This is a genomic window from Mycobacterium sp., from assembly GCF_049585075.1.
GTDB lineage: Bacteria > Actinomycetota > Actinomycetes > Mycobacteriales > Mycobacteriaceae > Mycobacterium.
Window position 1 is genome coordinate 1 of the sequence record NZ_JBAUZA010000198.1, and the last position, 9,020, is coordinate 9,020.

11 protein-coding genes are annotated in these 9,020 nt (G+C 66.4%); 6 read left to right on the forward strand and 5 right to left on the reverse strand.

What is annotated here, in order from left to right; translation table 11 throughout:
- Positions 1-1,373 (reverse strand): DEAD/DEAH box helicase (locus WB785_RS09615; RefSeq protein ID WP_424078725.1); only part of this gene is annotated, 1,373 nt, incomplete at its 3' end.
- Between the two features lie 270 nt (positions 1,374-1,643).
- Here WB785_RS09615 and WB785_RS09620 point away from each other — a divergent pair.
- Positions 1,644-2,339, forward strand: coding sequence for a ferritin-like fold-containing protein (locus tag WB785_RS09620; protein ID WP_424078726.1), 696 nt, complete (start codon positions 1,644-1,646; stop codon positions 2,337-2,339).
- Here WB785_RS09620 and WB785_RS09625 read toward each other — a convergent pair.
- On the reverse strand, positions 2,336-2,980 hold the full coding sequence (locus WB785_RS09625) for an MmpS family transport accessory protein (protein WP_424078727.1): 645 nt from the start codon (positions 2,978-2,980) through the stop codon (positions 2,336-2,338). The genes WB785_RS09620 and WB785_RS09625 overlap by 4 nt on opposite strands.
- A 262-nt stretch (positions 2,981-3,242) precedes the next feature.
- On the opposite strand from WB785_RS09625, the gene WB785_RS09630 reads away from it, so the two are divergent.
- Complete coding sequence (locus tag WB785_RS09630; protein ID WP_424078728.1) at positions 3,243-3,491, forward strand: DUF3107 domain-containing protein; 249 nt, start codon at positions 3,243-3,245, stop codon at positions 3,489-3,491.
- Here the strand turns inward: WB785_RS09630 and WB785_RS09635 are convergent.
- The gene (locus WB785_RS09635; protein WP_424078729.1) at positions 3,478-4,164 is read right to left on the reverse strand and encodes a TetR/AcrR family transcriptional regulator; all 687 of its coding nucleotides are present in this window, start codon (positions 4,162-4,164) and stop codon (positions 3,478-3,480) included. The genes WB785_RS09630 and WB785_RS09635 overlap by 14 nt on opposite strands.
- A 193-nt stretch (positions 4,165-4,357) precedes the next feature.
- Here WB785_RS09635 and WB785_RS09640 point away from each other — a divergent pair, with 193 nt between their 5' ends.
- The 3 genes from WB785_RS09640 (at position 4,358) to WB785_RS09650 (ending at position 7,599) form a co-directional block, all read left to right on the forward strand.
- Positions 4,358-5,386 (forward strand): DUF3152 domain-containing protein, encoded by a 1,029-nt coding sequence (locus WB785_RS09640; RefSeq protein WP_424078731.1) that lies wholly within the window; start codon positions 4,358-4,360, stop codon positions 5,384-5,386.
- 100 nt (positions 5,387-5,486) lie between these two features.
- On the forward strand, positions 5,487-6,674 hold the full coding sequence (moeZ, locus tag WB785_RS09645) for an adenylyltransferase/sulfurtransferase MoeZ (RefSeq protein WP_424078733.1): 1,188 nt from the start codon (positions 5,487-5,489) through the stop codon (positions 6,672-6,674).
- A gap of 67 nt (positions 6,675-6,741) precedes the next feature.
- Entirely contained in the window at positions 6,742-7,599 is an 858-nt protein-coding gene (locus WB785_RS09650; protein WP_424078735.1) for a TIGR02569 family protein, read from the forward strand.
- A 4-nt stretch (positions 7,600-7,603) separates the two neighbouring features.
- Here WB785_RS09650 and WB785_RS09655 read toward each other — a convergent pair whose 3' ends face one another.
- Both WB785_RS09655 and WB785_RS09660 read right to left on the reverse strand, forming a co-directional pair.
- Positions 7,604-7,900, reverse strand: coding sequence for an MGMT family protein (locus WB785_RS09655; protein WP_424078737.1), 297 nt, complete (start codon positions 7,898-7,900; stop codon positions 7,604-7,606).
- A gap of 2 nt (positions 7,901-7,902) precedes the next feature.
- A complete protein-coding gene (locus tag WB785_RS09660; RefSeq protein WP_424078738.1) occupies positions 7,903-8,682 on the reverse strand; it encodes an alpha/beta fold hydrolase in 780 nt (259 codons plus the stop codon).
- Between the two features lie 116 nt (positions 8,683-8,798).
- On the opposite strand from WB785_RS09660, the gene WB785_RS09665 reads away from it, so the two are divergent.
- Positions 8,799-9,020: UvrD-helicase domain-containing protein (locus tag WB785_RS09665; protein ID WP_424078739.1), on the forward strand; the 222-nt coding region annotated here is incomplete at its 3' end.

The following is a 9,020-nucleotide window of genomic DNA, read 5'->3' on the forward strand; positions in this document are numbered from 1 at the left end:
GTCGCCGCCTTGCCTCCCCGGGTGCGCTGCCGCTGGCGGCTGCTCTTGCGCGGACGCGACTCGGATTGGTCGCCGCCCCGGGTGGCCGAGCTGGCGCGTTTGGCCTGCGCTTTGCGCGGTGATCCGACCGTGCCGCGTGCCTCGGTCGGAATGTCGAGCTCGGTGTACAAGTGCGGCGAGCTGGAGTAGGTCTCGGACGGATCGGGGCAGCCCAGCCCGAGCGCCTTATCGATCATTGTCCAGCGGGCCAGCTCATCCCAGTCGACGAGCGTGACCGCAACCCCGGTCTTGCCGGCGCGGCCAGTGCGGCCGATCCGGTGAACGTAGGCCTGTTCGTCCTCGGGGATCTGGTAGTTGATGACGTGGGTGACGTCGTCGACGTCGATCCCGCGAGCCGCCACGTCGGTGGCCACCAGGACGTCGATACCCCCGGTGCGGAACGCCTTGAGCGCCTTCTCCCGGGCTACCTGACCCAGGTCGCCATGTACGGCGCCGACGGCGAAACCGCGTTCGGCCAGATCGTCGGCGACCTTCTGGGCGGTCCGCTTGGTCCGGGTGAAAATCATCGTCGAACCGCGTCCGCGGGCCTGCAGCACCCTGCTGACCAGCTCGACTTTGTCCAGCGCGTGGGCGCGATAAACGTACTGCTTGGTGAGGTCGTGCACGGCCGATGAGTGCGGCGCCTCGGCCCGGATGTGGGTGGGCTGGTTCATGAACGTGCGAGCCAGCGTGATGATCGGATCCGGCATCGTCGCCGAGAACAGCATCGACTGCCGCTCATCGGGGATCTGGCGCAAAATCCGCTCGATATCGGGCAAGAAGCCCAGGTCGAGCATTTCGTCGGCCTCGTCGAGCACAAGTACCGACAGACCACCCAGCTGCAGGTGTCCCTGCTGGGCCAGGTCGAGCAGCCGTCCCGGGGTGCCCACCACCACGTCGGCGCCGACGCGCAGCGCCTCGATCTGCGGCTCGTACGGCCGGCCGCCGTAGATGGACACCACAGACAGCCGTCGGTCGTCATCGGCGGTCAGGTGCTTGGCGGCGGTGGCCAAGTCGCCGGAGACCTGCAGGCACAACTCACGGGTAGGCACCACGATTAGCGCCCGCGGGATGCCGGTGAGCGGACGGTCGGTGCCTGAGGTGGTGATCCGCTGCAGCAGCGGCACACCGAAGGCCAGGGTTTTGCCCATTCCGGTGCGGGCCTGGCCGATCAGATCGTCGCCGGCGAGTGCGAGCGGCATGGTCAGCTCTTGGATGGCAAAGGGATGCTTGATGCCGTCCTCGGTCAGGGCCTGCACTATTTCCGCGCGGACGCCAAGCTCGGCAAAGGTGGATTCGGATGTGGTTCGGGTGGGTGCGATTAATGGGGTCATGCGTGAGACGCGATGCCTTTCGGTGTCGTATTCGGTTAGTCAATCGTTTGCGGTCACGCGCGCACCAGTTGACTGTCGAATACGTTGCCGATTCGCGGGCCCTGCGCTTACTAGGCGGGCCAACTGCTTGCACGCACATTTCGCCGGTAGCGGCGGTAGGGATCTACTACCAATACCTGCATAGATCATAGCTTGTGGACTGCCGGGGCCCGGGATTGCGGTTGGAAGCCGGGCGCAGCGGGTCGCCACCAACACACATAGGCTGTTGCCATGACCTCGCTTTCGGGCGCAGACCAGCTGCCCGATCCGCCCCCGGCACGGGTGTCGGCGGATCATCCCGGCGTCAACGAATTGTTCGCGGTATTGGCCTACGGCGAGGTCGCGGCCTTCTACCGGCTGACCGAAGAAGCCCGGATGGCGCCAGATCTGCGCGGGCGAATTTCGATGGCCAGCATGGCCGCAGCCGAGATGGGTCATTACGAGCTGTTGCACGACGCGCTGGAACGCCGGGGCGTCGATGTCGTCTCGGCGATCTCCAGATACGCTTCCGCGCTCGACGGCTACCACCGACTGACCACGCCCAGCACCTGGCTGGAGGCGCTCGTCAAGACCTATGTCGGCGATTCCCTGGCCGCCGATTTCTACCTGCAGATTGCCGACACGTTGCCCGACGAGGTTGCCGATGTGGTGCGCGCGACGATGGCGGAGACCGGACACTCCCAGTTCGTCGTCGCCGAGGTGCGGGCCGCGGTGACCAAGAGCGCCAGACAGCGCAGCCGGCTGGCGCTGTGGTCACGCCGGCTGCTCGGCGAAGCGATTACGCAGGCCCAGTACGTGCTGGCCGAGCATGATGAGCTGGTCGACCTGGTGGTGTCGAGGACCGACGGCCTGACGCAGCTCTCCGAGATCTTCGACCGGCTTCAGCGCACGCACGACGACCGAATGCGTGAGTTGGGCCTCGCCTAGCGGCTGCAGGTCGCGATCATCGCGTTACTGGTCGACATCGCCACGGGCTGACCCGCGCCATCGGCGATCGAGCAGTTGAGATGACCGGTCAGGCTCGTCGCGACGACGGACCTGATCTGCGCACCCGGGTTCATCACCACCGTTCGCGACCAGGGCAGCGACACGTTGAAGTCGGTCTGGGGAGCTCCCTGAGCGTCGGTGTAGACGACGGTGACCAGGTCGAGCAGTCCTTTGGTCCCGGTCACCCGGTAGACGAAAGTGCGGGCGGCCACATCTGGCGGCAAAGACGGCGCAGCCGCCTGCGGCGGGATGACAGTCGGCGTGCTGGTGGGACCCGCGGTGGGTGTTTTCGGCGGTGGTGTCACGGTGGTGACTGTCTCCGGCGGTAGCGGCGGAGCGCTCAGCCGCGGCGTGGTCATGCTGCGCGACGGCGGCACCACGGTCGCCGAGGTCGACGTGCTGTCGCCGCCGTTGACGATCACGACCGTGGCGATCACCGCGAGCACGAAGACGATGCCGGCGATCGCCGCGATCGGGCGCCAGCGCTGATCCATGGGCGCGAACTGGTCGCCGTCGGCGTAGTAGTCGTCGGCGGTGATGTCATCTGGGTAGTCCTGGATATCGCTATCCAAGTAATTCATGGTGCTGATGGTGCAGATGTTATCGATGCGGGCAGGCCGGGCGAGGTGGCGTGCGGGCGTGTCAGGTCACGATTTGCCAACGGCGCCCCGGGTCAACGCGCGCACGGATTGCTTGATGGCGACCGGCTTTCAGCACCAGGCGTGGTTCGACTGCCCGCCCCACCTCGCGGCCGGGCGCGCATCCTTGCCAGCTGGGCGTCCACTAGCCTGCTTGCAGAACGATTTCCAATGATCACCAGGAAGAGAACGGGAAGGGGCCGACGTGGAGGTCAAGATCGGTATCACGGACAGCCCGCGCGAGTTGGTATTCAGCAGTGCGCAAACGCAAAACGAAGTCGAAGAACTCGTCGCCAGCGCACTGGGCAAGGAGTCCAACCTGCTGAGCCTGACCGACGAGAAGGGCCGTCGCTTCCTGGTTCACGCCGCCAAGATCGCCTACGTCGAAATCGGCGTCGCGGACGCTCGCCGGGTCGGTTTCGGACTGGGCAGCAGCGCGGCTAGGAACGGGTGAGCGGCACGTGGGACAGTCCGCCCCAAGCGAACTGCACGGTGCCGTCCACGGCGTCGTCTTTCGAAATCGGCCGATCGGTGTCCAACCAGTACCGGGCGCAGTCGACGCTAAGGGCGACCAGGGCCACCGCGATCATCCGGGCGCGGTGCGGGTCCAACCCGGAATCGGCGCTGATCAGGTCGAAAACCGCATCGGCGCAGGATTCGGTGGCCACCCTTACTTGCGCGGCGACCTGAGGCTCGGTGACGTAGTCGTTATCGAAGATCAGCCGGTAGCCCTGCCCGTCGTGGTCGATGAAGTCGAAAAATGCCTGCACCGCTGAACGCAGCCGTTGGCGGTTGTCGGTCGTGGTGCGCAGCGCCTGCCGCACGCCAGACACCAGATTCTCGACGTGTCGAGCCAAGACAGCCAGGTACAACTCGAGCTTACTTGAAAAGTGTTGGTAGAGAACGGGTTTGCTGACTCCGGCGCGCTCGGCTATCTCGTCCATGCCGGCGGCGTGATAGCCACGGTCGACAAAAATCTCGCTGGCTGCGATGAGCAGTTGGCCCCGGCGCTCGTCACGGGGCAGCCGGTTGCCGCGCCGAGTGGGGGTGCTGGACGTCTTCGCTTGCCGATTGCTGCCGCCCAGCTTGACCGCACCCCCTCCGGCGGCGTTGGCGAGATCGCTCATCAAGTCCTCAATCTGGTCGTCCTGAACTGTCCCAGCGCCGCTGTAGCGATGCGCGGCTAATCGCAACGACACTACTACCCACTGGCTTTAGCGGCCGTCATCCGTGCCCCGAATGTCGCCAGATCAGCCACGCACCATCGCCCGCGGGCGCGCCTAGAGTCCCAGCTAACGGCGGTTGTGCCATCCTGAGGAAATGACCTACGACCCGGATCGACGTGGAGGGACCCGGGTACCGGTTCTCCGCGACGACTGGCGAGAACCGCTGCGCGCCCAGCGGGACCCACTGGAATGGGGTTCGGGGCGGGCCCGGTCGAATCGGGATAGCAGCCGGTGGCGCAAGCAGAGCTGGCTGGGACGCTTTGTGTCGACGTACGGCTGGCGCGCCTACGCGCTGCCGGTGCTGATGGCCGTCACCGCGGCGGTGATCTACCAGACCGTCACGGGGACCAGCGTGCCTGCGCCGGCATCGGGGGATCCCATCCAGGGTCCGCCGAAGATCGGGGCGGTGGGAACGTCGATCATCGACGCGCCGCCGCGCGGCCTGACCCAATTCGACGCCAGCCTGCCCACCGGCATGCTGCCCAACGGCGGTCCATACACCGATGCGGGCAACAAGACCTGGCACGTCGTCGCGGGTAGTACACCCCAGATCGGCCAGGGCACGGCCAAAGTCTTCAAATACACCGTCGAAGTCGAAAACGGCCTCGACCCCACCGCGTTCGGCGGCGACGACGCGTTCGCGGGGATGGTCGACCAGACGCTGGCCAACCCCAAAAGCTGGACCCACAACGCGCAGTTCGCGTTCATCAGGATCGACGGTGCCGACAAAAGCAAGCCGGACTTCCGGATCTCGTTGACCTCCCCGATGACGGTGCGGGACGGCTGCGGCTACGAATTTCCGCTCGAGACGTCCTGCTACAACCCGTCCTACGGAGCTGGAGAACCGCGAGTCTTCATCAACGAGGCGCGGTGGGTGCGCGGCGCGGTGCCCTTCGAGGGCGACGTCGGTTCGTACCGGCAGTATGTGATCAACCACGAGGCCGGCCACGCCATCGGGTATCTGCGCCACGAGCCCTGCGATCAGCAGGGCGGTTTGGCGCCGATCATGATGCAACAGACCTTCTCCACCGCCAACAACGACGCCTCGAAGTTCGACCCGGAATGGGTCAAGGCCGACGGCAAGACCTGCCGGTTCAATCCCTGGCCCTACCCGATCGCCTGACCGCGCTCCGCGCGGAACGCTTTGCCGGCTGTTTGCCGTTGACCGCGGCAACTGCTGTGATGAAAAGAGACAACAGCATTGCGCGAAGTTGGAGATTTCGTTGTCTGGACCACACAAGTCGCTGCCACCGCTGGTCGAGCCGGCTGCCGAGCTGACCCGGGACGAGGTCGCCCGCTACAGCCGTCATCTGATCATTCCGGAGTTCGGTGTCGACGGGCAGAAGCGGCTGAAGAACGCGCGGGTGCTGGTGATCGGCGCCGGCGGCCTTGGCGCACCGACGCTGCTCTATCTGGCGGCGGCGGGTGTTGGCACGATCGGGATCGTCGACTTCGACGTCGTTGACGAATCCAATTTGCAACGCCAGATCATCCACGGCGTGTCCGATGTCGGCCGGTCCAAAGCACAGTCCGCCCGCGACTCGATCGCGGAGGTCAACCCGCTGGTGGAAGTTCGCCTGCACGAGGAACGGCTGGAACGGCACAACGCTGTCAACCTCTTCGAGCAATACGACCTGATCCTCGACGGCGCCGACAACTTCGCCACCAGGTATCTGGTCAACGACGCTGCGGTGCTGACGCATAAGCCCTACGTGTGGGGCTCGATCTATCGGTTCGAAGGCCAGGTCTCGGTGTTTTGGGACGATGCGCCCGATGGGCGGGGCCTCAACTATCGCGACTTGTACCCCGAAGCGCCCCCGCCGGGCATGGTGCCGTCCTGCGCCGAGGGCGGTGTGCTGGGCATCCTGTGCGCATCGATCGCGTCGGTGATGGGCACCGAGGCGATCAAGCTGATCACCGGAATCGGCGAGCCGCTGCTGGGCCGGTTGATGGTGTATGACGCGTTGGAGATGAGTTATCGGACGATCACAGTCCGCAAGGATCCATCCACGCCGAAGATCACCGAGCTCGTCGACTACGAGCAGTTCTGCGGAGTGGCGTCCGACGAGACGGCGCAGGCGGCCGCCGGCTCCACGATCACCCCCGGCGAGCTGAAGGAGCTGTTGGATTCCGACAAAAAGGTGGCTCTCATCGACGTGCGTGAGCCGGTGGAGTGGGACATCAACCACATCGACGGCGCCCAGCTGATCCCGATGTCGTCGATCAATTCCGGCGAAGGGCTGGCCAAGCTGCCGCTAGACCGGATGCCCGTGCTGTATTGCAAGACAGGTGTGCGCTCAGCCGAGGCCCTGTCCGTCCTGAAGAAAGCTGGGTTTGCCGGCGCGGTACACCTGCAGGGCGGGATCGTGGCGTGGGCCAAACAGATGCAGCCCGACATGGTGATGTACTGAAATTTGGCCGTCGTCGCCTCAACGTGTCTAGTCCCGACAGTTCGCTGGGCCCGATTAGGCTAATTGGGTGACTATCGAGCCGCCGCCCGAGCACGTGTTGGCGGCGTTCGGTTTGAGCGGTGTACGGCCCATACCGTTGGGCGCCAGCTGGGAAGGTGGCTGGCGGTGCGGCGAAGTAGTGCTGTCGATGGTTGCCGACAACGCCCGCGCCGCCTGGTCCGCGCGTGTGCGGGAGACGTTGTTCGTCGACGGCGTGCGGTTGGCTCGGCCGGTCCGGTCGACCGACGGGCGCTACGTGGTTTCCGGCTGGCGAGCGGACACTTTTGTGGCCGGTCAACCCGAGCCCCGACACGACGAGGTGGTGTCGGCGGCGGTGCGCCTGCACGAGGCCACCGGCAAGCTGGAGCGGCCCCGATTTCTCACCCAGGGTCCCACGGCGGCGCCCTGGGCCGATGTCGACGTCTTCGTCGCCGCAGACCGCGCCGCCTGGGAAGAACGCCCGCTGCAGTCGGTTCCGGCCACGGCGCGCGCGGCCTCACCAACCGCGGACGGGCAGCGCTCGGTCGAACTGATCACCCAGCTTGCCGGGCTGCGGCGGCCAACCAAAAGCCCTAACCAGCTGGTAGACGGTGACCTTTACGGCACCGTGCTGTTCGCCGGCGCTGCCGCGCCTGGGATCACCGACATCACGCCGTACTGGCGGCCGGCGTCGTGGGCGGCGGGCGTCGTCGTCGTCGACGCGTTGTCCTGGGGCGAGGCCGACGAAGGGCTCATCGAACGCTGGAACGCCTTGCCGGAATGGCCACAGATGTTGTTGCGCGCGTTGATGTTTCGGCTCGCAGTCCATGCGCTGCACCCGCGCTCGACGGCGGCTGCCTTCCCGGGCCTGGCGCGCACGGCCGCCCTGGTGCGCCTGATCCTCTAGCCGGCTAGAACTCGTGACGGACCTCGTTCAGCGCGACCCTGCCGTCGACGGCAAGAACTCCCTCAGCCCGAAGCAGTTCCAGCTGCCGGGTGGTCAGATGCTGCGCCGGTCGGCCGGACGCCGTTATCACCCGATGCCAGGGCAGATCCAGGGAGTCCGTGCGCATGATCCACCCGACGATGCGCGGGCTGGAAAGCTCTGCGGCAGCGGCGATGTCACCGTAGGTAGCGACTCGGCCTGCCGGTATCGACGCAACCAGCGCGCGCACCCGCTCGACCTGCTCATCGGTGACCGCCGCCACGATCAGCGCATCCGCTCTCGGATCAACGCCGCGACCTCGGCCGGCCTGGACTCTGCCACCATGTGATTGCAGTCGAACTCGATGAACTGAAACTCGGCGCCCAATCGGTCGCGCAGGCGGGCGATCAGCTCGTCGGTGACGTACGGCGGCGACGTCCACGCAGCCCGTACCAACGTCGTGCTAATTCCGTTGGGAGGCAATACTATTTCGCGGGCCAATTCGCTCCAATAGGACATCATCGCGGGCATGCTGACCCGCCAACCGTATCGCCCGCCGGCTAGCCCGACGAGGTGATCCTCGACTTCGGCGTCGAGCACGGCTGGGTCCACGTCTGCCCAGGAGCCGGTGGCCTTCTCAGCTCGGGCTTCCGCGATGTCGGGGTAGTCCGGCGAGGCCAGCATGGCGTCTGCGATCTCACGCATCCACGCCCCGTCCAAACCGATCGCCGGATCCAACAGCACTAGGGCGGCCACCCGGTCGGGATATGCAGCGGCCAGGTGCAGCGCGACCGCGCTGCCGAACGAATGCGCGACGACCACCACCGGGCCGTGAGCCTGCTGCTCAAGCAGCGCGGCCAGCGCGGCGACGTTGGCATCGATGGTCCACGGCGCCGCCCACGACGACCTGCCATGCCCAATCAAATCGGGTGCGGCAACGGCGATCTCGGCCAGGTATTGAGTCGCCAGCGGCTGCCAGCGTTTTCCGTGGCCGGTCAGCCCGTGGATTGCCAGGAGTCGCACGGGACCAGACGGGCCGTAGCGGTGCACGTGCAGTCGGGTCACGCGTAGATGGTGCCAGAGCTGGCGGTGCCGATGGGCCGGTTCCTCAGCGGGCCGCCGCGCGGCCCGCATCGTCGCCGGCCGGCTGACTTGTCGGACCCTCGTGGTGTCATGCCGCTATGTCTTACCGCTGGGGCCCCGAGGCGCGCGCTGTGCTGGATCCCGGTCTGCGCGGCGTGGTGCGAGTGCTGGGCGGACCGGGAACCGGTAAGAGCCGCCTGTTGATCGACGCAGCCGCGGCGCGCATCGTCGCCGGCGCCGATCCGGAATCGGTGCTGTTGCTGACGGGTTCGGGCCGGATCGGGGTGCGCGCCCGCAGTGCGCTGACGACGACCTTGTTG

What these genes read in the sequence shown, in the direction of transcription:
- WB785_RS09620 (WP_424078726.1), top strand. Translation starts at nt 1,644, where the DNA reads ATGACCTCGCTTTCGGGCGCAGACCAGCTGCCCGATCCGCCCCCGGCA.
- WB785_RS09625 (WP_424078727.1), bottom strand. Translation starts at nt 2,980, where the DNA reads ATGAATTACTTGGATAGCGATATCCAGGACTACCCAGATGACATCACC.
- WB785_RS09635 (WP_424078729.1), bottom strand. Translation starts at nt 4,164, where the DNA reads ATGAGCGATCTCGCCAACGCCGCCGGAGGGGGTGCGGTCAAGCTGGGC.
- WB785_RS09640 (WP_424078731.1), top strand. Translation starts at nt 4,358, where the DNA reads ATGACCTACGACCCGGATCGACGTGGAGGGACCCGGGTACCGGTTCTC.